The 20,816-nt window shown below is 50.3% G+C and carries 26 protein-coding genes and 1 tRNA gene; 12 read left to right on the plus strand and 15 right to left on the minus strand.

What is annotated here, in order from left to right; genetic code table 11:
• Positions 1-9 precede the first annotated feature (9 nt).
• Both EBB_RS12435 and EBB_RS12440 read left to right on the plus strand, forming a co-directional pair.
• Positions 10-225, plus strand: a complete 216-nt coding sequence (locus EBB_RS12435) for a helix-turn-helix transcriptional regulator (protein WP_192394151.1) — start codon at positions 10-12, stop codon at positions 223-225.
• A complete protein-coding gene (locus EBB_RS12440) occupies positions 222-1,052 on the plus strand; it encodes a hypothetical protein (protein ID WP_192394152.1) in 831 nt (276 codons plus the stop codon). The genes EBB_RS12435 and EBB_RS12440 overlap by 4 nt, the downstream gene beginning before the upstream one ends.
• 176 nt (positions 1,053-1,228) lie before the next feature.
• Here the strand turns inward: EBB_RS12440 and EBB_RS12445 are convergent, their stop codons facing one another.
• The 3 genes from EBB_RS12445 to EBB_RS12455 all read right to left on the minus strand — a co-directional run bounded on the left by EBB_RS12445 (position 1,229) and on the right by EBB_RS12455 (position 2,362).
• A complete protein-coding gene (locus EBB_RS12445; protein ID WP_192394153.1) occupies positions 1,229-1,630 on the minus strand; it encodes a hypothetical protein in 402 nt (133 codons plus the stop codon).
• Positions 1,614-1,919, minus strand: a complete 306-nt coding sequence (locus tag EBB_RS12450) for a DUF6794 domain-containing protein (RefSeq protein WP_192394154.1) — start codon at positions 1,917-1,919, stop codon at positions 1,614-1,616. The genes EBB_RS12445 and EBB_RS12450 overlap by 17 nt, the downstream gene beginning before the upstream one ends.
• A 155-nt stretch (positions 1,920-2,074) precedes the next feature.
• On the minus strand, positions 2,075-2,362 hold the full coding sequence (locus EBB_RS12455; RefSeq protein ID WP_192394155.1) for a hypothetical protein: 288 nt from the start codon (positions 2,360-2,362) through the stop codon (positions 2,075-2,077).
• A 232-nt stretch (positions 2,363-2,594) separates the two neighbouring features.
• Between EBB_RS12455 and EBB_RS12460 the strand changes: the two genes are divergently transcribed.
• The 10 genes from EBB_RS12460 (at position 2,595) to EBB_RS12495 (ending at position 7,625) form a co-directional block, all read left to right on the plus strand.
• Complete coding sequence (locus tag EBB_RS12460) at positions 2,595-3,197, plus strand: hypothetical protein (RefSeq protein ID WP_192394156.1); 603 nt, start codon at positions 2,595-2,597, stop codon at positions 3,195-3,197.
• A complete protein-coding gene (locus tag EBB_RS25910) occupies positions 3,194-3,433 on the plus strand; it encodes a hypothetical protein (RefSeq protein WP_225587425.1) in 240 nt (79 codons plus the stop codon). Before EBB_RS12460 ends, EBB_RS25910 begins: the two co-directional genes overlap by 4 nt.
• A complete protein-coding gene (locus EBB_RS12465) occupies positions 3,430-3,666 on the plus strand; it encodes a hypothetical protein (RefSeq protein WP_192394157.1) in 237 nt (78 codons plus the stop codon). The genes EBB_RS25910 and EBB_RS12465 overlap by 4 nt, the downstream gene beginning before the upstream one ends.
• On the plus strand, positions 3,663-3,905 hold the full coding sequence (locus EBB_RS12470) for a hypothetical protein (protein ID WP_192394158.1): 243 nt from the start codon (positions 3,663-3,665) through the stop codon (positions 3,903-3,905). Before EBB_RS12465 ends, EBB_RS12470 begins: the two co-directional genes overlap by 4 nt.
• Before the next feature lie 60 nt (positions 3,906-3,965).
• Positions 3,966-4,112, plus strand: a complete 147-nt coding sequence (locus EBB_RS12475) for a hypothetical protein (RefSeq protein WP_192394159.1) — start codon at positions 3,966-3,968, stop codon at positions 4,110-4,112.
• Between the two features lie 335 nt (positions 4,113-4,447).
• Positions 4,448-4,621: a pirin-like C-terminal cupin domain-containing protein gene (locus EBB_RS26465; RefSeq protein WP_223146833.1), complete on the plus strand. Its 174-nt coding sequence runs from the start codon at positions 4,448-4,450 to the stop codon at positions 4,619-4,621.
• Complete coding sequence (locus EBB_RS26470) at positions 4,609-4,737, plus strand: pirin-like C-terminal cupin domain-containing protein (protein WP_223146834.1); 129 nt, start codon at positions 4,609-4,611, stop codon at positions 4,735-4,737. Before EBB_RS26465 ends, EBB_RS26470 begins: the two co-directional genes overlap by 13 nt.
• An 82-nt stretch (positions 4,738-4,819) precedes the next feature.
• Positions 4,820-5,446: an isochorismate family cysteine hydrolase YcaC gene (ycaC, locus tag EBB_RS12485; protein ID WP_192394160.1), complete on the plus strand. Its 627-nt coding sequence runs from the start codon at positions 4,820-4,822 to the stop codon at positions 5,444-5,446.
• Positions 5,447-6,657: 1,211 nt separating this feature from the next.
• Positions 6,658-6,864, plus strand: coding sequence for a helix-turn-helix transcriptional regulator (locus tag EBB_RS12490; protein ID WP_192394161.1), 207 nt, complete (start codon positions 6,658-6,660; stop codon positions 6,862-6,864).
• On the plus strand, positions 6,861-7,625 hold the full coding sequence (locus EBB_RS12495; protein WP_192394162.1) for an antA/AntB antirepressor family protein: 765 nt from the start codon (positions 6,861-6,863) through the stop codon (positions 7,623-7,625). The genes EBB_RS12490 and EBB_RS12495 overlap by 4 nt, the downstream gene beginning before the upstream one ends.
• An 811-nt stretch (positions 7,626-8,436) precedes the next feature.
• Here the strand turns inward: EBB_RS12495 and EBB_RS12500 are convergent.
• The 12 genes from EBB_RS12500 to alaS all read right to left on the minus strand — a co-directional run bounded on the left by EBB_RS12500 (position 8,437) and on the right by alaS (position 20,747).
• Positions 8,437-8,512, minus strand: a tRNA-Thr gene (locus EBB_RS12500).
• 73 nt (positions 8,513-8,585) lie between these two features.
• A complete protein-coding gene (locus tag EBB_RS12505) occupies positions 8,586-9,428 on the minus strand; it encodes a sulfite exporter TauE/SafE family protein (RefSeq protein ID WP_225587426.1) in 843 nt (280 codons plus the stop codon).
• Positions 9,429-11,879 (minus strand): heavy metal translocating P-type ATPase, encoded by a 2,451-nt coding sequence (locus EBB_RS12510; RefSeq protein WP_192394163.1) that lies wholly within the window; start codon positions 11,877-11,879, stop codon positions 9,429-9,431.
• A gap of 69 nt (positions 11,880-11,948) precedes the next feature.
• Positions 11,949-12,563 carry a hypothetical protein gene (locus EBB_RS12515; protein ID WP_192394164.1) on the minus strand — a complete coding sequence of 205 codons (615 nt, stop codon included), beginning with the start codon at positions 12,561-12,563 and terminating at the stop codon, positions 11,949-11,951.
• Positions 12,564-12,653: 90 nt separating this feature from the next.
• Positions 12,654-12,905, minus strand: coding sequence for a hypothetical protein (locus tag EBB_RS12520; RefSeq protein ID WP_225587427.1), 252 nt, complete (start codon positions 12,903-12,905; stop codon positions 12,654-12,656).
• A 63-nt stretch (positions 12,906-12,968) separates the two neighbouring features.
• Positions 12,969-13,154 carry a heavy metal translocating P-type ATPase metal-binding domain-containing protein gene (locus tag EBB_RS12525; RefSeq protein ID WP_033157280.1) on the minus strand — a complete coding sequence of 62 codons (186 nt, stop codon included), beginning with the start codon at positions 13,152-13,154 and terminating at the stop codon, positions 12,969-12,971.
• A gap of 178 nt (positions 13,155-13,332) precedes the next feature.
• On the minus strand, positions 13,333-13,542 hold the full coding sequence (locus EBB_RS12530) for a hypothetical protein (protein ID WP_064009365.1): 210 nt from the start codon (positions 13,540-13,542) through the stop codon (positions 13,333-13,335).
• Between the two features lie 278 nt (positions 13,543-13,820).
• Positions 13,821-15,041, minus strand: coding sequence for an aspartate kinase (locus EBB_RS12535; RefSeq protein WP_192394165.1), 1,221 nt, complete (start codon positions 15,039-15,041; stop codon positions 13,821-13,823).
• 124 nt (positions 15,042-15,165) lie between these two features.
• The gene (locus EBB_RS12540; RefSeq protein WP_192394166.1) at positions 15,166-15,468 is read right to left on the minus strand and encodes a CCDC90 family protein; all 303 of its coding nucleotides are present in this window, start codon (positions 15,466-15,468) and stop codon (positions 15,166-15,168) included.
• Positions 15,469-15,539: 71 nt separating this feature from the next.
• Positions 15,540-15,749 (minus strand): DUF2281 domain-containing protein, encoded by a 210-nt coding sequence (locus EBB_RS12545; protein ID WP_225587428.1) that lies wholly within the window; start codon positions 15,747-15,749, stop codon positions 15,540-15,542.
• A 338-nt stretch (positions 15,750-16,087) separates the two neighbouring features.
• Positions 16,088-17,692 carry an HNH endonuclease gene (locus EBB_RS12550; protein ID WP_192394167.1) on the minus strand — a complete coding sequence of 535 codons (1,605 nt, stop codon included), beginning with the start codon at positions 17,690-17,692 and terminating at the stop codon, positions 16,088-16,090.
• 445 nt (positions 17,693-18,137) lie between these two features.
• A complete protein-coding gene (gene alaS, locus EBB_RS12555; RefSeq protein WP_192394168.1) occupies positions 18,138-20,747 on the minus strand; it encodes an alanine--tRNA ligase in 2,610 nt (869 codons plus the stop codon).
• Positions 20,748-20,816 lie beyond the last annotated feature (69 nt).

Consider the following 20,816-nt stretch of genomic DNA (forward strand, 5'->3'; position numbering starts at 1 on the left):
GAGTAGCTTATGTCGAAGAGAATATTGAAACAGCCGGAAGTGCTGGGAAAAACCAAACTCGGGGAATCATCCCTGAAGCGAATGGTTAAATCCGGCGCGTTTCCGGCACCAATAAGGTTGGGTGATGGTCGCTCGATTGGTTGGATCGAGTCTGAGATTGACGGCTGGATCGATCAAAAGGCTATTGAGCGCGATGCGGCCAATGCCGAGGCTGGTGCAGAATGAGTGCGTTAATCAATGAAAATCCTCTGTTCCAGCCGGTCCATTACGCGGGACAGATTTATTTCACTTCACAATACTTCCACCAGCAGTATCAAGCGAATAAATCGGTGGGAGGAAAGTACTCACAGCTTCAGCATTTCAACAGACTGATTCGTAACATTGAAACATATCCGGACTATGTGGTTCGTCGCGATATTGTCGAATTAACCAAAGAATCCGAAGCTGGTCCTGATTTTGGACCAGTTTTTAAAGCCAGTTATGGCAAGCCAATCATGCTGATAAACGCCACCGCTCAGGTAGCGCTGACTCACCATCTCGATGACGAGGTCAGTAAATTGATTTCTATTGGCGTGAACGCTAAAACAGCTCAAGACGGTTCAGCATTAGCGCCTCCGGCTTCGCCGCGAGACTACATCGCAGCAAACGAGGTGTTCACATCCAATTTGAGCGTTGCAAAGCTTATCTTCGATGGCAACCAAGCTATCCTGTCTGCAAACCGGGCAACCGCGAAGACCACCGGTGTGGATGTTTTGAGTAACCTTGGCGCGACCGAGCTAATTGCCGACACCAAGGAAGTTCTGCTTACCTCTACCGACATCGGCAAACAGCTCGGGTTGTCAGCCCAAAAGGTCAACAAACTGCTTGAGGATGCCGGGTTACAACAGCACTTACAATGTGCCAAGAATAAAAAGATCTGGGATTTAACCGCAGCGGGCGCCAAGTATGCCGAAGTGCTCGACACCGGCAAAAAACATGGTAACGGAACACCGATCAAGCAAAATAAGTGGTATAGCTCGGTGATCGGCTTAATTGCCCCCAGCAATGGCTAAGATGTTCGCAGCGGTGAACGTCACCATCATGGCGCGTGTAGCGGCGCGCCAGTTTTTTCGGTACATCGGTATTAAGCACCCTATCTTTCAGTCTGGTGAAGACGCGCCGGGCCGGCAACCACCAACTGGGGGATATTCATTCCAGCTGAAGGTTAAGCATCCGTAGTGGTCGGGTGCTAGTGTCTCGATTTATAGTGACCGGACTCCACCGACATATCCATAAACACCTGGTAGTGTTGTTCGGCCAGTGCTGCGTATTGCTGCGCTTGATTAACCAATTTCTGGCGCTTACAAGCCGAGCTCATTTGGTCGTATATCTGGAAATAATTCAGGTGCGCAAACTTTTGCCGGATAGCCGGGCTTTGACGGGGAGCCTCATTCTTGACGCGCTCTTCAACTTCATCCAGAAGCCGGTGAAATTCATTGATCGCTTCGTCAAATTGCCCGGCCTTGCTTAATGCGAGTGGCAGTCTTAGCCAACGCTCCATTGGGTAGATTCCGGGGTGCTCCCGTAACCATTCGGCATCCGCACGCAAGCGAGCTAAGTTAGTGGCAATATGGCTATTTCCCTTCGCCATCCTGCAGCCGTTCCCAAAGCGCCCGGATAATAACGCCACTTGCATCATCCGGATGAATGTCGGTGCCGCAAGCCGCCGCCAATTCACTGCCGGGGTTGTGTAGCCCAAACGCATTCCGGATCGCTACGCCGAGGCAAAAGTGGAACCCGACCAGTTCGTCTTCCTCCGCGCTGGCAACTGCCCGGCGCTCGGTATCGTTCATGATGAGCAAAAGCCGGTTAACGGCCTCGTAAACCGTGCGCGGCGTTCGCAATATCTCGTTATTGAGTGCTGACCAAATTTCAGTCAATTTGACCTTCCTTGTTGCCTGGCGGCTACTTAGGTTAAGTTGTCACGGCTTTGTCACAGGGTTTTCCACAGATGCTGGGGAGATAACCGACCAATCAAAGACCATTACGTCAGAAAATAAACTCAACCAAAGAAATATCTATTAATCGAAATAAATCAATTAATTGTAGCGTTTTGGAACATATCTTTAAACCTACCATCGATTGAATGATCTATTAGGATAGTCAGAAGAGAATAAAAGTAATGGGCCGTTTCGTCATTACTAAATGTAATTTCGTTACGGTCTAAAGCCAATACCAAGGCTTTAGTTACAACTTTTAGAGTCTCTTTAAATTCAAACGGATTTGTTGTGTCTAGTGTCATTTGCTTTGATAACTCATGTAATCTCGAAAGAGTTAAGCTCGTTAATAGATCCTGTGTTTCTGAATCTTTTGTATCCGTCATTTGATTTATCTCTTGTGATTGAAAAAATAGGAATAAAAGTAAATAGAGTAGCTATATCATTACCTACCGAAAGTCTCTAGGCAATATCCTCATTCACTTATTTGGTAAAAAAATTCCTTGACACCACACCAATACCCAGCCTAAGCTTTAACCGTGCCGACACATTCGGCGCCGGGCGTGGAAACCCGTTTATCGAGGCGTAAAAAACGCCACTGACCTTAGTGGTTTTTTTATGCGCGTCATTTTTGCATGGCTTTGCTATGCCTCTTTTATGGCGGGATTGTATGGGCGGCCGAAAGGCTGGCCGCGCCTCGATGCGGTATTTCCACCCCACTCAATCCCGTCGCCCGTGTTGTGGAAAACATCGGCGGCGGTTTTCATCTTTTCGAGGAATGCCGCTATGACCACCAAATTTTTCAACGAGGGCGAAACCGCCCGAGAAGCCACCGCCTTTGCCGCCGCTTTCAATGCTTTTTGCGATATTCAGCGCGCACAGGCTGTCCTTACACTGATCTTAGAAAGTTACGTCGAAGATATTTCAGACGAGAACGTCCGTAACTCGTTGTTTGTTGTGCAGAATGAGATGAATAGCGGGTTCCGCACCTTAGAGCTGTTTATCTGGCCCAAAGACAACCGCACCACCGATAAACCGCAAGAATTCACCGAGGTTGAGCGCTGGGCAGACAACCACCTGCAAGCCGCCGGCAACCTATACCGATTGTACGACAATGCCACCAAGGCAATGCTGGTCGAATTCGAGGCTGAATCGCTGGCAGACGCCAAAGTCAAAGCCGGCCTATTCCTTCGCGACAGTGCTAAAGGCGGTGCAGCATGAGTGCAAATACAGCAACCCCAAGGCTGGACAGTGTTTTTGAGTCAGCGCAACGCGCCCACGCCGTTGTGGAGCTGTTAATCGATGCCTGTTCCGCTCCCGCGTATGGAGAAGCAATCGTTTATTCGTTATGGGCGGTGGAACGTGAGATTAGAGAAATCAAAGCGGCTACGGACGCCATATTGCGGGACGAACCCCAAGACAGTTCAACGAAGCGCGAGATGGGAGGTACAACATGAATAACAACAAATTAGCGCTAGATCGAGAAGAATTCGCAGCTGCAATTTCAGTCAGCTTGAGAACTCTTGATCAAATGATAAAAGACGGGAAGGTTCCACCGCATTCTAGCAAAATACCAAAACATGTATGGCCAATCGCAGTGATAGATAAATGGTTACTCGAAGAGTACAACATGACCGTCAATGCAGTTGAGCCGGAAAAGAAACGCGGTCGTAAGAGGTTAGCACTATGAGCACCCTGACCATTGTAAGACAGATCCGTACCGGTGAAACCGTGATTGATGTGATTATGCAAGCTGCCGAGCGCGCGAGCGGTGTACTTGAGATGGTATTGCAGCACCTAATAAACGACCCCGAAACCGATCTGGATCTGTACCACGCCCTGTGCGCGGCCAATCGTGAAATGATGGATATTCAGGCGATCACCGAGGCGCATCAAAACGGCGAGTATGACCAGTTGGAGAGGCACTAGGCCGAGGAAAAACCGACTTATGCCGCCAATCCCGCTGAGGCCTACCCGGAAGTTGCCATATTGGCGAAGCTAATCGACTTTGCCAGAATCACTGCCGAACAAGCCGCGGGAATCGACGCCGAGTTGAAGAAATACCGGGCCGCAGCGGCAGTCAATGATTCTGCCACTGTTGGGGCGGGCCAGCCGGGCAAAGGATGTGTGAAATGAACTGGTATATACGATTTAAGCTTTGCATGATCGTTTTCAGGATTCGCGCGGCTATCATGAGGCGATATAGCCATACGCAACCTAAAATCATTAGGCGGCTAAGCTTGGCAGCGTTCGAGGTGGTGACTGGTCTTTATATATTCATGCGCTGGACGCGGGCCTAAGCTAAGCACCCCAGAATCAAGAGCCGGGAACCCCCCGGCTTTTTTGTGCCTACCCTACCGTCGAAAGATGATGGAAATTTCCACCATGATGAAAGATGGTTCAAATCTGAGCCATGTAAAACGCAGCATCGAAAGGCTTGCAGCGCGTAGCGTTATCGGTCCCGGGCCGGCATGACTGAACTGGCGTTGCCGGAAGGATGGAGTGTGGCATTAGTAGCGGTCCTGCGCGGAAACGTGCGGGTAAACGGCAAAGCGACCGCACGAGAGGCGCAATTGGTGGTGCTGGGCCAGTCAGGGCAAAAGTTCGCCATTGAGGCAACACCGATGCCGTCGTGTTACTGTTGAGCGACGAAGCGATAAACGAGCCCGTTGTCGGTCAGGGTCCGTTGGTGATGAACCGTCAACAAGAAATCATGCAAGCCATAGACGATTTCAACAGCGGCCATTTCGGCCAAATGTAAAAGATACCGTTCAACCACCTCAGGGTGGCTGAGCGTCTCAACCAGTGCCCGGGCACCTAATCAACCGTTAAGGAGCAATACCATGACTACACCTTATGTCCGTCTCGACAAAAATAACACCGCCGTACTGTTAGTAGACCATCAGGCAGGCTTGCTGTCTCTGGTGCGTGACATCGACCCAGACAAATTCAAGAACAATGTCCTAGCGCTGGCCAATTCCGCCAAGTATTTCAATCTACCCACGATCATGACCACCAGTTTCGAATCAGGACCGAATGGGCCGCTAGTGCCCGAGCTGAAAGAAATCTTCCCCGATGCGCCATATATCGCTCGCCCTGGCCAGATCAATGCCTGGGATAACGAAGATTTCGTCAAGGCCGTCAAGGCGACGGGCAAGAAGCAGTTGATCATTGCCGGCGTGGTGACCGAGGTTTGCGTGGCCTTCCCGGTGCTATCGGCATTGGCAGAGGGGTTCGAAGTGTTTGTGGTAACCGATGCCTCAGGCACCTTCAACGAAATCACCCGGCATGCGGCTTGGGATCGGATGTCGGCGGCGGGTGCTCAGTTGATGACCTGGTTCGGCGCCGCCTGCGAACTGCATCGCGACTGGCGTAACGACATCGAAGGATTGGGTGCGCTATTCTCCAATCACATTCCCGACTATCGCAACCTGATCTCGAGTTACACCACACTAACAGGCATGAAGTAGTCTTTATTGCACTAAAGCAAAATGCCGGACGAAACGGCATCTGTGTTCGACAAAATGGAAGGGATGGGGATACAACACAAACCACTTAATAAGCATCCCCATCCCTTTTCGTCCCGATCGGGTTTGAGCAGGAATAAGGCAGGACACGTCCGCTGCCATATCCAGCATGATAAGCATCGTCACAGCTAGGTTGGTGCGCCCCAAACTTTGCAGCGCGAACGACTCGTAACCTACCAAAGACGGACCTTCAGGAAATTATTTTTCAGTTTGGCGAAAGACTGGGGATGACCGAACAGGAGCATTCACCCCCTGCTTGTGTGGATTGGGGCGTCGTGTACACATTCACCCATCAGGTTTCAACCTGAATCGGTGGTTTGTCCACATCAGGAACATTGCCGCGGTAACTCCCAAATCCAAGGCATAAACTATCAGCTTTGAAACTCGAAATATCGCCATGATGACCATGCCAAAGCCCCGCACACCGCCGCCGCCTCGACCAGGCTGGAACTACGACGCCTATTTTCAGGCGCAGTTGGCTAAGGCCAAGGAACAAAATCGGTAGTATTGGAGGGATAAGGTTTCGTTCCTCATCACCTGCCAAAACGGAACCAGGAGTTCCGATTTGCAAGCTCATCAATACCGCTCGCTCCGCGAATTTACTGGCCTTGAGCGGTTTTGTATCATCCCGCATTGATACAATTACCAGCCCAATATCGGGAATTCCCGGTGTTGAGTCAAAACAAGGGCTTGATTGGTGCCCTGAAATTCTAGGGCAACTCGCCCGCCCGCAAATTTGCTAGGTTTTTTTGAAAACTGCGTATGGTCATTATGACCATGCGCAACCATGTCCGTTTTGATGGCGTAGGAATTGCCAACATCATGTAGACGCCGGCAAATTTGCGTTCGCCCGATTTAGGATTGCTATTGCCGGCTCCAAGGGGCGCGTTTCAAACGCGAACCGTTGATTGTATTCAACTCGCCACCACCTTGCGACATTGAAAGGGTCCGATTTTAATTCGTACCCCTTTCACATCTGAACGCGAAGGCGTAAATCCGCCTTTGGTCTTGAAGGGTGGGTTCATGGCAAGGCATTGATTGTATTCAACTCACCATTGTGGCGAGCGCCAGATATTCAATTCGGAAAAGCGGGCAAAAACGCTAATTTTCAGCAAATAGAATCAGTTCTACATTAATTGATTCGGATAGTTGAAATGAAAAAAGCGATGAAGCGCGCTCAAACGGCGCAAATGGCTGGCGTGTGTTCCAACATGCTGAAGGTGCTGATTGAAACCGATGGGTTCCCAAGCCCGATAAAAGTTGGAAAGGCGGACGCCTGGATTGATACCGAGGTGCAGGCTTGGCTAGACGCGAAGATAGCTGAGCGTGATGCTGTGGTTGCTGCTGGGGGTGTGCAATGAGTGAATTAATAGCAATCAATTCGCGGGAATTGGCTGGTGTAACAATTCAGACCTGTAATGCTCGTGATTTATGGGTATTCGTCGAAAGCAAGCAGGAGTTTTCGAACTGGATCAAGGACAGGATCGAGCAGTACGGATTCACTCAAGCTATTGATTTTGTCGTTATTGATAATTTTATCAACGACGACACTGCCTTTGGCGGAAGGCGCAAAGTCACTGATTACCATATCGCCTTGGACATGGCTAAAGAAATAGCGATGGTAGAAAGAAACGCAAAGGGTAAAGAAGTTCGTCAATATTTCATTGATTGCGAGCTGCAAGCCACAGCGGCAGCAGCCGCAAAGCCCAAAACGCGACTTGAACTTGCGAGAGAACAGGTAGCATTGCTTGAGCACATCGAGCACCTGGAACAAGAACGTAACCACGCCATAGCCACAAAGGCTGAAATCGGCTCACGCCGCGAAGCTACATCAATGAACACGGCAAGTCAAGCCGTTAAACTGGTCAACAAGCTATCTGTCGAATTGGATCGGTCAAAAGCATACTGCACTATCAAACGCATGCAGATGATCCACCACGGCCAAAAATTCAACTGGCGATTGCTCAAGTCAGCGGGTATCGAAATGGGTATGGAGCCTATTGACGTGTTCGATGCGAACTATGGCACGGTTAAGGCGTATCACGTCGATGTTTGGCGCGAAGCCTACGCTATCGGTCTTGATGACGCTGGGATGCAGGAGGTTTACAGTGGTGAAGCATAGATCTATTTGCGAGTGCGGCAACCCTAGATTGAATCTAGGCCGCGTCGATAATGAAATATCGCGCAAAAAGCAAAGGACACGAATAATAATCGCATCCTTTGCTTACGCCGACATCGAACCCAGCAGCCAAAGCTGGGGTTGCCGACGGCTTGAATATAGCCCAAATGCCCAATCGATACAATCGGCCGCAAAAAGCAAAGGCCACGACGAATCGCAGCCTTTTCTTGCAACTACTTCCAATGACCGGGGAACGAGTCCTTCCGGTTTAGCCAGTTACCAACTTGAGAAAATTGTGCCATCAAAAATTCATCAGCCATAAAAAAGCCGGCGGCCTCACCCAAAGACCGCCGGCTCGATGCATCCTTGCAATTTCATGAGCTAACAAGATGCCGACTCCAACATATTTGTACGCGGGGCCGGCTGCACTAGGCTCGCCAACCTAACGCAAAGCCAGTATATCGGCTCGGTTCGGCTGGATCGTGGTGAGTTTCCGATACGGAGACTTTCGTCAACGGTGTGAATTTTGATTTGCGTAATGCCTGTTGGCGTCGACACCGGGGCGGCTGGAAATATCGGGTGCCAGCTATTCAACGCTCTACCCTTTGACTCAGATCGACCGCCAGGAAGCCGAAAGTTGCTTAGGAATAGCCGAAGATACGGCTCCAGGGACACCGCAATTGAGATGCGGCAGAGTAGAATCGTGAAAAAAGCCGCCTATCTGTTACCACCCTTTTCTATTTCGCGTGGTGACTCTATGGTGACTCAAAATAAAAAAGGCCTAGGTGAAAAACACCTAAGCCTTTGATATATATGGAGCTGGCGATGGGACTCGAACCCGCGACCGGCTGATTACAAATCAGCTGCTCTACCAACTGAGCTACACCAGCAATTCATTGGTGCATTATACCTGTAATTTCGAACTTTTCCAGCACTAAGTTCGGTCAGCTCGCCGAATTGCAATCACACTCCTTGAATACTGCTCAGCATGCTGCCAATGTAATTGAAAGTTTCGTGCAGAAAAACGATTAGTTCATCAAGTTTATCCTGCACAAACACCAGAAAATGACTGTGGTTGAAGTTTTGATCTTTGTAAAAACTCAAACCGTTGTTAATGGTATTGGCTCCCATCAACAGCATGATGAACGCCGCCGCTTTCAACATTAAACCGCGTAATTTCACACTCATTTTGCCGAAGGCGACGCTGATAAACAGCATCATCGGTAAAGTCCCTGCGCCAAATGCCAACATTAACGCCCCACCCTCAAGCAACGTAGCAGCCGTGGTGGCTTTCACAGCCATGGCAAACGTCAACATACAGGGCATCAACCCATTCAAAAGGCCAGCGATAACCGAACCTAGCAACGGCCCTTTTTGATTCGCCGCAGCATAGCCTTTGCGTAACATTTGCATCGGAATCAAGCGTATCGAGCCTTGCCAAGGTATCCAGCCCAATACGCCCAGCGCCAGGACAATGACGACTGCGCCCATCAACATTTGCAGGATACTTTGGATCTTGCCGAACAAACCGCTGGATACCAGCACCACGCCCAAAGAAGCAGCCAATACGCCGATCATCGTATACACGGAAATTCGAGCGGCTTGATAGGCAATATAAGGTAGATAACTGCGGCTTTTCCCAGCCCGCATGAAGTAACCGGATACTAGCGCCCCACACATCCCCAGGCAGTGACCGCTGCCCAAGAATCCGGCAACGAACGCCAGGGAGTAATCAAATCCCGTGGCCGCAGCCATTTCGGTCATGCCGTGCATGGCATGATCCATACCTTCCATATTGTGTTCCATTTATTTGTTCAATCGAAGTGAATTGACGATGACAGACACCGAGCTCAAGGCCATCGCCGCGGACGCAATCATCGGATTGAGTTTACCCAACGCCGCCACCGGAACCGCTATGGTGTTGTAACCGAACGCCCAGAATAGATTTTGTTTAATAACCCGGATGGTAAATGCGCTAAGTTCGATCGTATCGGTGACTTTACCAATATCACCCTGCACCAGCGTCAGATCGGCTGATTCGATGGCAATGTCCGTGCCGCTGCCTACTGCAAAGCCGACATTGGCCGCGGCCAGCGCCGGCGCATCATTGATACCATCCCCTATCATGCCGACATTGTGTCCTTCGTCCTGCAACTGACGAATGATTTGCAACTTTTGCTCGGGCTTGGCGTTAGCGACCACATCGGCTATGCCGACTGTATCCGCGATGCGATACGCGGTTCTTTCAGTGTCGCCAGTGACCATCATGGTTTTAATACCCAAGTCGTGCAGCCGCGCAATAGCGGCTGCAGCTTCCGGGCGCGGATTATCGGCAATCGCGAATATGGCCGCTTCCTTGCCGTTGATCGCCATGTAAACCGGGGTTTGCCCTTGATCAGCAAAATTGTCGGCTTGCTCCACTAGGCGGCTTACATCAACTTGCTGATTTTCCAGCCAAGCCCGATTGCCCAGCAATAATTTATAACCGTCCACCTCGGCGCGAATACCATGGCCAGTTTCGCTATAAAAATAAGCGCAATCCTGTAACTCGACACCAGCGTCGCGGGCATAGGCCACCACGGCTTTGCCGAGAAAATGCTCGGAGTTGTTTTCGGCGGATGCCGCCAACATAACTAACTTGCTTTCAGCCAGACGGGATAATTTATAGACCTTGCTCACTCGGGGTTTACCCTCGGTGATCGTGCCAGTCTTATCGAAGACTATCGCGTTCAGTTTACTGGCTATTTCCAGACTTTCGCCGTTGCGGATATATACACCCTGCTTAGCCGCCTGACCGGTGCCGACCATGATTGCCGCCGGCGTCGCCAGACCCAAGGCGCAAGGACAAGCAATCAACAAAACGGTGATGGCATTGCCGAAAGCAAACGCAAATGGGGCGCCAGCCAGCAGCCACCCTACCAGCGTTGCACCGGAAATCGCCATCACCGCCGGCACGAACACTGCCGAGATTTTATCCACCTGTTTTTGAATCGGCAGCTTGGCAGCCTGAGCTTGATCGACCATATGCACGATGCCCGCCAACACAGTATCCATGCCTATCGCCGTGGCCTTGATATGCAATACGCCGTTGCCGTTGACACAACCGCCGATGACGGCGTGGCCGACACTTTTCACCACCGGCATGCTTTCGCCAGTGATCATTGCTTCATCGACGGTGGAAAGACCGACAATCACCAGGCCGTCGGTCGGAATTTTTTCACCCGGCCTGACCAGCATCACATCGTCGATCTTGATTTCGTCTACATCAACGCTGCGCTCGCTGCCGTCGCTCATCAACAAGGTCGCGACTTGCGGTTGCAGATCGACCAACTTGCGAATCGCTTCACCGGCCTTGCCTCTGGCCCTTTCCTCCAGATAACGCCCCAACAGCACAAAAGTAATGATGGCTGCGGCTGCTTCAAAATAGACATGGCCGCGCCGCCTGAATAGAGACGGAATGCTGTAGCCGTAAGCGGAACCCACGCCCAGCGCGATCAAGCTATCCATGTTGGCCGCGCGTTGTTTGGCCAGGCGATACGCCTTGCTGAAAAACTGGCTACCGGTGCCGAATACGACTTGCGTGGTCAGCGCAAACTGCAACCAATGCATCCAGGTTCGGCCGCCCATCATCATGGCTATCGTCACCACGGGTGTGGTTAACAGCCCTGCCCATACAAATCGACGCCGGGCTACGTCAATTCGTTGCAACTCCTTTTCGATAAGCTTCTTCCGCTGCGACAGCGTGTCGATGGGCATCGCGCTGTATCCCAGCTTTTCGATTTTATCGATCACCTCCGCCTTGCTGATCTGGCCCTGCACCGTAACGGTTTCGGTGGCAAAATTGACGCCGGCTTTTTTAACCCGTTCGTCGCGGTTTAACACCATTTCGATCAACAGCGCGCAGGATGCGCAACTCATGCCTTGTACGGCCAAATCAACTTCTTGCAACGACCCGTCGAAGGCTTTTTTCTTGTCTTTTTTTAACTCAGTCTGCTTTAACGCGATATTACCCAACACCGCGTCCAACATGATCAGCAAGTTTTTTGCCGGCAAACGATTAGAATCGAATTCTATGACTACCGAACCAATTTCAAACACCGAGCGTGCACTTTTAATTTCCGGGCGCTTTTTCAGCAGGATTTCCAGGATATAGCCGCGCTCGGGGTCGTTAAGCAACACCGGCGTAATTATCCTGATCCGATTTTTTAGCTGATGTCGAACGGAAAAATGCACGTAGTTTAGAGTATCGGTTTCCATGGGCGACTGAGGATTTGATGGGCTAGCGAGCCCATCCTATGGAAATCATAGGATGGGCGTTGACAATCTCTACTTGGGCCGGCGCGAACGCACTAATAAGAAAAACATATAAAACACCGCCATCCACTCGTAACGATGCACAATGGGTTTGACTAACCACTCTTGCGTGATGCGGGTCCAGTGGGTTTTTATCAAATACAAGACCAGCACATCGTTCAAGAAATCTATCGTGGCTTTTTCGGGATCTTTAAACAGGGCTTTCGGGCCTTTGGTACTGACTTTGCCGATAATTTTGGCCGCCTGTACCGTTTCCTTGCCAGCTTGATATTTATCACTGAACCAGCCGCCAATCCGGGTGCCTTTCAAGCGCTTTTTAATGCCGAGAACAGATTTTTTAGCCTTCTCCGCTAGCGGCTTACTGTCGAAATAACCGTGCTGCTCCAATTCCGCAAGAATTTGAAACAACTGTGCCGCCACACTGCTAAACCCACAGACAGCCTCATCGTATCTGATAGACAATTTGCCCTGCCCACGATAAAGCTGCACCGATTGCACGCCGCTAATTGCAGCAAGCTTGGTGCTGATTAAGTTCGCCGCCGTCGGTTGACAAGCTTGCGCAGGCACCTGAAAACGCACATGACCGTCATGGCGGTAACGTAGTACAAATTCTTTTTGGATAGCCATAGTCAACAGAGAAAAGTAAAACGGGCGGTCCTGCCATTGCAACGACCACCCGTTTCAAGTTACAGCCAAATGTCCAAGAATCGAACGGGATTAATTGCCTTCTTTCGCTTCGGCAACGATGTCTTCGAGGTTTTCTTTTTGATGCAACACAAAATCCTTGCCGGCATCAATCGTTTTTGTGGCGCTGGAAATAATTTCCTTTCGGTATTTGTATACAAAATAGCCCGCCACCATGCCTGCACCGAACACCAATAGAGGGTGTTTCGCTAATTTAGTCATCAATTTTCCTCCAGTGTTTACAGTTGCAGTGGCTAGTGTACCAGCCACCACCTGCTTAGTCATGGATGAATCGTTGGAGCTCTTCTTTGGGTTGTGAACATGTGCCATATGCGTCCTCGTTGCTGGTTAAGACTGGGGCTGGGTTGAATCGTCGGCGTCTTCAGGTAAAACCTGTGCCTCGTGCAACATTTGATAGATTCCCTTGCAGCCCTCGCAGCAAAAGCGCTTGTCGCCTTGCAGGGTTTTTAATCTAAACCCTTCCACTTCAACGGCTAGCCCGCAAAGATCGCAGCTTTTCTTATTATCATCCATTGTTACACGAACTCACTTATTACCTGTGCACATGTGCGGATTATAGCGCCTAAATAACCTTGGTAAACACGGCACGAGCGAAAACAAAATCACACGCTGACAAGGCCAGCGCAAGTAGGAAATGATCGATCACTCTGAAGCTGACAAATCAATACATCCGCTGAGGTAGCGTCTGCGATCATCGTTTGCCGTGCGCCGCTCGGCTGGATGCCTTCATCAACGCAATTCTCAGGGCGCCAGTCAAACTCGCGCTCAAACCAAGACGCATCGCCAAGGCAGGTACCAAGATCATTGACGCCACCGCCAAACCCGCCCCCAGCATCAAGCCGGCAGTATTGATTTGCTGTGCCACGACTTCTTGATTTACAACAATTAATTCTTGAGCCATTAAGATACCTCACGCAGAATAAATTTAAAATCCACCGGAGGTAAAGAGCATAAAGAATGCCAAAATATAATCGTTTGATTATATTGACTAAAAGCAAATACCTTATAAAAAATCAGAAAAAACAAGGGAAATGCCTCGTTATTTTTAAGTTATTTAACACAGTTTTTGCAAAGGACATTCAAAAAAAATCCCCAGCCTTGTATCTGAATACGATACAGAAAGCTGGGGATTTATTGACTGCCTAGCGCTCGCAACGAGCAAACACCAGCCTGTCGGAACTACTCCTGATCCAGACCAAACGCTTTGTGTAACGCACGCACCGCCAATTCCAGGTACTTCTCATCAACCACCACAGAAATTTTGATTTCGGATGTCGAGATCATCTGGATATTGATCCCTTCGTCGGCCAATACCTTAAACATGGTGCTGGCGATACCCGCGTGCGAACGCATACCGACGCCGACGATCGACACTTTGACGATACTGTTATCGCCGATCACCGTGGTATTGCCGCCCAGGTCGGCGCGCAAACCTTCCAACACTTTCTGCGCGCGGGCGAAGTCGTTGCGGTTAACGGTAAAGGTAAAATCCGTGGTGCCATGCGCGGAGATGTTCTGCACGATCATGTCCACTTCGATATTCTCGGCGGCAATCGGCCCCAGAATTTTCGACGCCACGCCCGGCAGATCAGGCACGCCGGTCAAGGTCAACTTGGCCTCATCCCGGTTAAACGCGATGCCTGAAATTAACGCTCTTTCCATTTCTGATTCCTCGTAGGTAATTAGGGTGCCGTTGCCTTCCATGAACGAAGACAATACGCGCAATTTGACATTGTATTTACCGGCGAACTCGACCGAGCGGATTTGCAAGACTTTGGAACCCAGGCTGGCCATTTCCAGCATTTCTTCAAAAGTAATGCGGTCCAGGCGGCGGGCTTTTGGCACCACGCGCGGGTCGGTGGTATACACGCCATCAACGTCGGTATAGATATGGCATTCGTCGGCCTTCAAGGCCGCCGCTAATGCCACACCGGTGGTATCCGAACCACCCCGACCCAGCGTCGTGATATTGCCGTGCTCGTCCACGCCCTGGAATCCGGCTACAACGACGACTCGACCAGCATCCAAATCAGCACGCATATTGGCTTCGTCGATCTCCCGTATCCGCGCCTTGGTATGTGCGCTATCGGTGAGTATCCGCACTTGGGCGCCGGTATAGGAGCGCGCCTCGCAACCGCTCTGATGCAAGGCCATCGACAGCAAAGCGATAGTGACTTGCTCGCCGGTGGACAGCAACACGTCCAGTTCCCGGTCGGTCGGCTGCGGCTGCAACTCTTTTGCCAAGGCTACGAGGCGATTGGTTTCGCCGCTCATCGCGGACACCACCACCACAATCTGATCGCCCGCATCGCGGGCTTTTTTCACTTTCTCGGCGACCGCCTTGATACGTTCGACCGTACCAACGGAAGTGCCGCCAAATTTATAGACGTACAATGCCATGTTGTTATTGACCTTTTGGCTTTTTAATGACCCCAACCCCTCCCCCAAGGAAGAGCGCAAGGACGAGTAGATGGATTATTTTACTGCGGCTCTCTCACCGGCAGACGAGGTAGACTTATTCGCTTTACCCCGGCAACAACCGTAACAGCAACGCTGTTATCAATGTAATTTGCAACATTCCGACACCGACAACCCAGCGGACCATCTCGGCTTTACTTTCTGACATTTTGGCTTGGAGCAGCAATTCAGATTGCTTGATTTCACGACGCAAATTGGTTTCGAGTTCAAGCAAATCGTGTTTGGTAGCCAATTGATCTTCGATCAATCGAGCTTGTTCGGCGGCGAAAACCTCCGCTTGCTCTTCGGTAAAACCGACAGCTTTCAGTTTCTTGACAAAAACATGAGTATCGAATGTGATCGTGGCCATTCTGCTTGTTTCCTTTATTTTGCAATTACAGGGAAATTTATTGATGTTGACATGATTTTGCAAAAAATTAGTTATTTAATGACCAAAACGATCTTCACGCTGGAATTTTTCAGCTTTATAACGGCCGCGATATTAGCCAACGTAGACAACGCATTTTCCCGACGCAAGCGATGTTCGGCGGCTTGTTTGGCTTTCAAACTTTGCGCAAAATTCAATACCTCGCAGGCGATTTGTTCGGGCAAGGTTTTGACGGTTTCGTAAATTTGTTCGGCAATGTTCATCGGTTTCAACCATCTGTGTTGATGATCGACATAAGTGTGTCGCTATCGCGACGGATTATTTTAACGTCGGTTCTCGGACCGACAACCGAGATACTTTTCTTTGCTTGTCCAAAGAAAAGTATCCAAAAGAAAAGACACCCGGATGCCGCTTATTTCCTGCGCTCCTCGCTTTTGCCGGGGGTTGCCGAAAGGGGGCTTCCTGCCCCTTCGTCAACGCGATGCATCCCTGCATCGCCCCTGCGGGCTAATCCCGCCAAAAGCTCCGGTGCTCGGGGCAGCATACGGTATATAAACCATCCCAAAACTCAAGATCTAAAATGAATGCAATTTACGTTTGTTTATTTGATCATCTCAATCAAGTTGAGTGGCCTTACTAGCACTTCCATGCCTTGCGGCGTTCTGCCAGTCTCAAAAACGGTCTTCCAGAAACTATTGTTTTGTTTTCCACCAAATACTGTAGCGGAAAGATCACTATTCACCCAAAGCGGAAGGGAAGCCAAGTTCTGTAGAAACTTGCGCATATTTTCCCAAACCTGCTCTGGAAACGGATATTGAAAAAGTCGTCCTTGCGGATCGGGACGATCTTGCATAATAAAATACTGTCTAGCAATCTGACCAGAATATTGCAACCAGTTATATACGATCTCCTCCTTGCTCATTCGAAAAGCACGCAAATGATCATGGTTAAATGATTCACCATTTTGCAATCGGTTTTCGATTTTATCTGTACCAATCTCTGGATCAAATTTATCAACGTAAACTTCCTCAGCTGCGAGATTCATCAATCTGAGTATTTGCTCTCGCTCCAGTTGTCGTGGATTGGAACCTTCTTCAAGATGAAAATTTATAGGTGTCTCTAATACTTCCTGATAAACGAAGAACGAGTAAAAGGTCTTCTCGATGGTACTGTATGACAGTGGACGCTCTTTTCCTCGACCGCCAAAATCGATGTAATCTCGTAGCTTATTATCTGGATCAGAAATTACACCATCCCGCAACGCATCAAGGATATAGCGTTTAATTTCCCTAGACTGTCCTTTGAAGTGATTCACTAGGTCCCGTTCCGAAAATCCAAGATCATCTTCACTACGCCCCGTTTCCTTTTGAAAACGGGCTATGCGGTCGTGATATAGCGAACTACCAAGATGTCTTTGTACTGATTTATCAAATGCTACTTGCTTGAGAGTTGTTCCCGCGTTGGTGTTCGTCGTAATCAGCGTGTCTGGATCAGGGTCGATGAATACTCGAACGGGTAAATATCGTGCACCCAGCATGATTTGAGCAGCGGCCTTATGTTGACCATCAAAGATGTGGATTGCACATTTGTTGTCATCTGACCGAATCCAACCCAATGGCACATGTAATTGCGGACGCTTCTGATAAAACTCTTCTATAAGTTTTGAGATGTTAGGACCAATTGACCGTGGATTGATATGGTTGTCATGTGCAAGATATTCAATTGGGATTCTGGCGAAGAAATACCGAAAACCACTCATCTCATCTTCATACACTGGCACGTTGAAGAGGGTATTATTTCCTAATTCACTCAGACTGTAGGTAAAGCCCCCATCAGCTAGGTTGAAACCCAGCTCATGACATCCTCCCCCAACCTGTTTAAGAATATCGCCAAGGTTTGGGCTACGATTTTCTGGCTCCAAAGCTTCTTTTAATCGCGCGAAACGTTGAAGCACTCTCGCAACTTTGAGGTTAGAAGCTTGTTTACTTCTATTGCAACTTGCGTGAGCTAAAGCAAAATTATCTTCATCGTCTTTACCACCAAGTTTCAAAGGAACAACATGGTCAATATCTACCGCTCCTTTGTGTACTTGCAAATCGATTGCCTGCTCACAAATAAAGCAATTCCCTCCTTGGATGCGATGCAGTTTAATTTCTAATACTTGCCTGTCTTCTGAACTCAATCGATTTAAAAATAAAGACGCCACTAGATTTTCCCTTCCAAATTATTTTTGTTGATACTGACAGTTCGACGAATACTCAAAATTAGTCTTATCGGTTGGATTAGATATTAGCCATAACCAAACTACTGCTGCTCCGAAATATTTGGTTACTGTATCGCTACTCCAACCTAAATTGTGGCTAGTTTTGTCCCGTATGCCGCACCGAGCACCGGAGCTTTTGGCGGGAACAGCCCGAAGGGGTGCGGCAGGAATGCCGCACGTTGCCGAAGGGGCAGGAAGCCCCTTTCGGCAACCCCCGCCAAAAGCGAGGAGCGCAGGAAAAAAGCGGCATCCGGGTGTCTTTTTTTTGGATACTTTTCTTTGGACAAGCAAAGAAAAGTATCTCGGTTGTCGGTCCGAGAACCGACATTAAATTAACCGTCGCGTCAGCGACACACCACCACCAAATTCAACGGCGGGTAATGACCAACTAGCCTAATTTAGCCCTCACCCACTCCGGCACCGCCGCCAACGCCGCCGGCAATCCGGCAGGATCGTTACCGCCAGCCTGCGCCATGTCCGGCCTACCGCCGCCTTTGCCACCGACTTGAGTGGCGACGAAATTGACTAGTTCGCCGGCTTTGACCTTGTCCATTGCATCCTTGGACACACTGGCGATCAGACTGACTTTTTCACCTCTGACCGCCGCCAAGACCAAAGCTGCACTGCCCAGTTTGTTTTTCAGTTGATCGGCCAAATCGCGCAAGGCTTTCGGATCGACATCGTCCAGTTTCACGGCCAGCACTTTCACGCCGTTGACATCGACCGCCTGGCTGGTCATCTCGTCGCCGGCCGAGCTAGCCAATTTGGCTTTGAGTTTTTCCAGTTCCTTTTCCAGGCCGCGGGTTTTTTCCATCAACTGATGGACTTTGTCGGCGGCTTTGTCCGGTGCGGCTTTCAGCAAGCCGGCGATGCTGAGCAAGGCTTTTTCGCGCTGGTCGATCCAATCCAGCGCGCCTTGACCAGTCACCGCTTCCAGACGTCTGACGCCGGCCGCAACCCCGGTTTCGCCGACAATTTTAAACAAACCAATGTCACCGGTACGTTGCACGTGGGTGCCTCCGCAAAGCTCGGTGGAAAATTCACCCATCGTCAATACCCGCACTTCATCGCCGTATTTCTCGCCAAACAAGGCCATCGCCCCGGCTTTCACCGCATCGTCCTTGGCCATGATTTCGGCGGCAACCGCGTTGTTTAAACGAATCTGTTCGTTGACCAAGCGTTCGACGGTAGCAATTTCCGCTGGCGTCATCGGTTCGAAATGCGAAAAGTCGAAACGCAAGCGTTCGGAATTGACCTGCGAACCTTTTTGCTGAACATGCTCGCCCAAGGTCGCCCGCAGCGCGGCGTGCAATAAATGCGTCGTCGAGTGATTGCGTTCGGTGGCTTTGCGGATTTCAGCGTCAACGCTGACTTCGCAAGCCTGGCCTTCGCTGAGCGTACCGCGCAACACTTTACCTTTGTGCAGGAACAATTTACCGCCCTGCTTTTGGGTATCGTGAACCTCGAACACCGCGTCACCGCATTCGATTCGGCCGGTATCACCGACTTGACCGCCCGACTCGGCATAGAATGGGGTTTGATCCAGAATCACCACGCCTTCGTCACCGGCTTCCAACGCATCAACCGGCTGGCCTTGTTTGAATAAGCCCAGAATCTGCACAGAACCGTCCAGATGAAAATAACCGGTAAATTCGGTGTTGCTGTCGTGTTTGATGTCTTGATCGTAATCAGCGGCAAACGTACCGCCGGCGCGAGCCCGGTCACGCTGCGCAGCCATTTCCACTTCGAAACCAGCGTGATCGACGCTGAGCTTATGTTCGCGGGCGAAGTCGGCGGTCAAATCCACCGGGAAGCCGTAGGTGTCGTACAACAAAAACACCACATCGCCGGGGATGACATGGCCGTCCATTTTGGCGACGCAGGCTTCCAAAATTTTCATGCCCTGTTCGAGGGTTTCCGCAAAGCGCTCTTCTTCTTTTTTCAGTATCCGCTCGACTTGTTCCTGGGCATTCGCCAGTTCTGGATAAGCCTCGCCCATTTCCGCCACTAGCGGCGCGACCAGTTTATAGAAGAAGGTATCCTGAATACCTAAGCGGTAACCGTGACGAATCGCCCGGCGGATAATTCGGCGCAACACGTAACCACGACCTTCATTCGACGGCAACACGCCATCGGCCACCATGAAGGCGCAGGAACGAATGTGATCGGCGATGACCCGCAACGAGCTGTTGCTCAAGTCGCTGGTACCGGCCAATTGCGCCGCCACTTTTAACAGGTTTTGGAACAGGTCGATTTCGTAGTTGCTATGCACGCCCTGCATCACCGCCGAAATCCGCTCCAAGCCCATGCCGGTATCGACCGATGGCGCCGGCAGCGGCGTCAGGTTGCCGTCCTTGTCGCGGTCGTATTGCATGAACACCAAATTCCAGATTTCGATGTAACGGTCGCCGTCTTCGTCCGGGCTGCCGGGAGGGCCGCCGGCCACGTGTTCGCCGTGATCGTAGAAAATCTCGGTGCAGGGACCACATGGGCCAACATCGCCCATCGACCAGAAATTGTCTTTGGCGCCAATCCGCGAGAAACGGTTCGGATCGTGCTTGACGTCTTCCAGCCAGATCGCTTCGGCTTCGGAATCTTCGTCAAACACCGTTACCCATAGTCTTTCCTTGGGAATGCCCAATTCCTTGGTCAGAAAATCCCAGGCAAAGTGGATGGCATCACGCTTGAAATAATCGCCGAAGCTGAAATTACCGAGCATCTCGAAGAAGGTGTGATGGCGCGCTGTATAACCGACGTTTTCCAAATCATTATGCTTGCCGCCGGCTCGCACGCAGCGTTGGCTGGTGGCGGCGCGGGTGAAGTCGAGCTTTTCCCGCCCCAAGAATACGTCTTTGAATTGCACCATCCCGGCGTTGGTAAACAACAAGGTCGGATCGTTACCCGGCACCAGCGAACTGGAGGGACGCACGGCGTGGCCGTGTTGGCGAAAGAATTCCAAAAAGGCGGCCCGCAATTCGGCGCTAGTCATTTTTTTCATTGTGGTTACTTCAATGTTTTTGTTTTAACAAATTGTTTGTAGGATGTGCCGATGCCAGAGGTGCATCAA

Source organism: Methylomonas fluvii, assembly GCF_014850975.1.
In the GTDB taxonomy this organism is placed as follows: domain Bacteria; phylum Pseudomonadota; class Gammaproteobacteria; order Methylococcales; family Methylomonadaceae; genus Methylomonas; species Methylomonas fluvii.

Excerpts from the sequence above, each read along its gene's own strand:
- EBB_RS12465 (WP_192394157.1), top strand. The coding sequence starts at position 3,430 with ATGAATAACAACAAATTAGCGCTAGATCGAGAAGAATTCGCAGCTGCA.
- EBB_RS12535 (WP_192394165.1), bottom strand. The coding sequence starts at position 15,041 with ATGGCATTGTACGTCTATAAATTTGGCGGCACTTCCGTTGGTACGGTC.
- EBB_RS12470 (WP_192394158.1), top strand. The coding sequence starts at position 3,663 with ATGAGCACCCTGACCATTGTAAGACAGATCCGTACCGGTGAAACCGTG.
- EBB_RS12545 (WP_225587428.1), bottom strand. The coding sequence starts at position 15,749 with ATGAACATTGCCGAACAAATTTACGAAACCGTCAAAACCTTGCCCGAA.
- EBB_RS12505 (WP_225587426.1), bottom strand. The coding sequence starts at position 9,428 with ATGGAACACAATATGGAAGGTATGGATCATGCCATGCACGGCATGACC.
- EBB_RS25910 (WP_225587425.1), top strand. The coding sequence starts at position 3,194 with ATGAGTGCAAATACAGCAACCCCAAGGCTGGACAGTGTTTTTGAGTCA.
- EBB_RS12530 (WP_064009365.1), bottom strand. The coding sequence starts at position 13,542 with ATGGCTCAAGAATTAATTGTTGTAAATCAAGAAGTCGTGGCACAGCAA.
- EBB_RS12525 (WP_033157280.1), bottom strand. The coding sequence starts at position 13,154 with ATGGATGATAATAAGAAAAGCTGCGATCTTTGCGGGCTAGCCGTTGAA.
- EBB_RS12455 (WP_192394155.1), bottom strand. The coding sequence starts at position 2,362 with ATGACGGATACAAAAGATTCAGAAACACAGGATCTATTAACGAGCTTA.
- ycaC (WP_192394160.1), top strand. The coding sequence starts at position 4,820 with ATGACTACACCTTATGTCCGTCTCGACAAAAATAACACCGCCGTACTG.
- EBB_RS12510 (WP_192394163.1), bottom strand. The coding sequence starts at position 11,879 with ATGGAAACCGATACTCTAAACTACGTGCATTTTTCCGTTCGACATCAG.
- EBB_RS12445 (WP_192394153.1), bottom strand. The coding sequence starts at position 1,630 with ATGGCGAAGGGAAATAGCCATATTGCCACTAACTTAGCTCGCTTGCGT.
- EBB_RS12515 (WP_192394164.1), bottom strand. The coding sequence starts at position 12,563 with ATGGCTATCCAAAAAGAATTTGTACTACGTTACCGCCATGACGGTCAT.
- alaS (WP_192394168.1), bottom strand. The coding sequence starts at position 20,747 with ATGAAAAAAATGACTAGCGCCGAATTGCGGGCCGCCTTTTTGGAATTC.
- EBB_RS12540 (WP_192394166.1), bottom strand. The coding sequence starts at position 15,468 with ATGGCCACGATCACATTCGATACTCATGTTTTTGTCAAGAAACTGAAA.
- EBB_RS12490 (WP_192394161.1), top strand. The coding sequence starts at position 6,658 with ATGAAAAAAGCGATGAAGCGCGCTCAAACGGCGCAAATGGCTGGCGTG.
- EBB_RS12495 (WP_192394162.1), top strand. The coding sequence starts at position 6,861 with ATGAGTGAATTAATAGCAATCAATTCGCGGGAATTGGCTGGTGTAACA.
- EBB_RS12440 (WP_192394152.1), top strand. The coding sequence starts at position 222 with ATGAGTGCGTTAATCAATGAAAATCCTCTGTTCCAGCCGGTCCATTAC.
- EBB_RS26465 (WP_223146833.1), top strand. The coding sequence starts at position 4,448 with ATGACTGAACTGGCGTTGCCGGAAGGATGGAGTGTGGCATTAGTAGCG.
- EBB_RS12435 (WP_192394151.1), top strand. The coding sequence starts at position 10 with ATGTCGAAGAGAATATTGAAACAGCCGGAAGTGCTGGGAAAAACCAAA.
- EBB_RS12460 (WP_192394156.1), top strand. The coding sequence starts at position 2,595 with ATGCGCGTCATTTTTGCATGGCTTTGCTATGCCTCTTTTATGGCGGGA.
- EBB_RS12520 (WP_225587427.1), bottom strand. The coding sequence starts at position 12,905 with ATGACTAAGCAGGTGGTGGCTGGTACACTAGCCACTGCAACTGTAAAC.